Origin of the sequence: Pararoseomonas baculiformis (assembly GCF_017813395.1) — a bacterium.
GTDB classification, from domain to species: domain Bacteria; phylum Pseudomonadota; class Alphaproteobacteria; order Acetobacterales; family Acetobacteraceae; genus Roseomonas; species Roseomonas baculiformis.
Map to the genome: position 1 here is coordinate 1 of NZ_JAGIZB010000091.1, position 1,940 is coordinate 1,940.

The 1,940-nt window shown below is 72.1% G+C and carries 1 protein-coding gene; it reads left to right on the plus strand.

The genetic code is table 11. The annotated features are described in order from the left end of the window. On the plus strand, nucleotides 1-1,940 hold a 1,940-nt coding region (locus J8J14_RS24665; RefSeq protein ID WP_209382189.1), incomplete at both ends, for a 3-hydroxyacyl-CoA dehydrogenase NAD-binding domain-containing protein.

Genomic DNA, 1,940 nt, shown 5'->3' on the forward strand with positions numbered 1-1,940 from the left:
TGGCCGGGGCTGATGCTTCGGTGCGGGCGGTGGTGATCGGGTCGGAGGGCCGGACCTTCATTGCGGGGGCGGACATCAGCGAGTTCGGCAAGCCGCCTGTCCCGCCTGGCCTGTCGGAGGTGATCTCTGCGATCGAGGACCTGCCCAAGCCCGTGGTGGCCGCGATCGGCGGTGCGGCGCTCGGGGGTGGGCTGGAGGTGGCGCTGGGCTGTCATGCGCGGGTGGCCTCGCCGTCTGCCAGGCTCGGGCTGCCCGAGGTCAAGCTCGGCATCCTGCCCGGGGCGGGGGGCACGCAGCGCCTGCCGCGTCTGATCGGGGCGGTGCCGGCCGCGCGGATCGCCTCTGAGGGCAACCCGATCACGGCCGCCGAGGCGGTGTCGCTCGGGCTGGTGGGCGAGGTGGCGGAGGACGTGCTGGGCGCGGCCAGGGCGCTGGCGTTGCGGCTGGCCGATGAGGGCCGCCCTGCTCCGAGCCGGGAGGGCCGGAAGCTTGGCTCGCGCGAGGCCTTCGAGGAGGCGGCGTCGGGGCTGCTGAAGAAGCATGCGGGCAATCCGAGCGTCGAGGCGATCATCGACTCCGTCCGGAATTGTTTCGGGATGTCCTTCGAGGAGGGCATGGCGGCCGAGCGGGCGCATTTCCTGCGCCTGCGGGACGACCCGCGGAGCAAGGCGCTGCGCCATGTGTTCTTCGCCGAGCGCGCGGCGGCCCGCATTCCCGGCCTGCCAAAGGGGACGCAGCCCCGGCCTGTCGAGCGCGCCGCGGTGATCGGGGCGGGCACGATGGGGGGTGGCATTGCGATGAGCTTTGCCAATGCGGGCATTCCCGTGACCCTGATCGAGACGAGCGAGGAGAACCTCTCGCGCGGGCTGGAGCGGGTGGCGGCGAACTACGCGACCTCGGTCCGGCGCGGCAGCCTGGACGAGGAGGCGAGGGCGAGGCGCCTCTCCCTCATCGAGGGGCGGGTCGGGCTCGAGCATGCGGGGAGCGCCGATGTGGTGGTCGAGGCGGTGTTCGAGGAGATGGGGCTGAAGAAGGAGATCTTCGGCAAGCTCGACGGCATCGCCCGGCCCGGGGCGGTGCTGGCGACCAACACCTCCTATCTCGACGTGGACGAGATCGCCTCCGCGACCTCGCGCCCCGGCGACGTGCTGGGGATGCACTTCTTCTCGCCGGCGAATGTCATGAAGCTGCTGGAGGTGGTGAGGGGCGAGAGGACCGCCCCCGATGCGCTGGCCACGGCGGTGGAACTCGGGCGCCGGCTGGCCAAGGTGCCGGTGGTCTCCGGCGTCTGCTACGGCTTCATCGGCAACCGCATGCTGGCGCGGCGCACGGCCCAGGCCGAGCGGCTGCTGATCGAGGGCGCCCTGCCCGAGCAGGTGGATGCGGCGCTGCTGGGCTTTGGCTTTCGCATGGGGCCCTTCGCCATGGGCGACCTCGCGGGGCTGGATATCGGCTGGCGCATCCGCCAGGCCAGCGGCAAGAAGGCCCCCGTGGCCGATGCGCTGGTCGAGGCCGGGCGGCTGGGGCAGAAGACCAAGCGGGGCTACTACGACTACCCGGGCGATGGGCGGACCGGCGTGCCGGACCCGGAGGTGGCGGCGCTGATCGAGCGCGTCTCGGCCGAACAGGGCGTCACGCGCCGCGCGATCAGCGGGGAGGAGATCCTGGACCGCCTGCTGCTGCCGATGATCAACGAGGGCGCGCGGATCCTGGAAGAGGGGATCGCGGCGCGGGCCGGGGACATCGATACGGTCTGGCTCAACGGCTATGGCTGGCCCGCCTGGACAGGCGGGCCGATGTTCCATGCCGACGCAACCGGCCTGCCTCGCATCGTCGAACGGCTGCGCCACTTCGCCGCACAGACCCGCGACGACACCCTCCAGCCCGCACCCCTCCTCACGCGCCTCGCTCAGGAAGGCTCCACCTTCGCCGAACTCGAT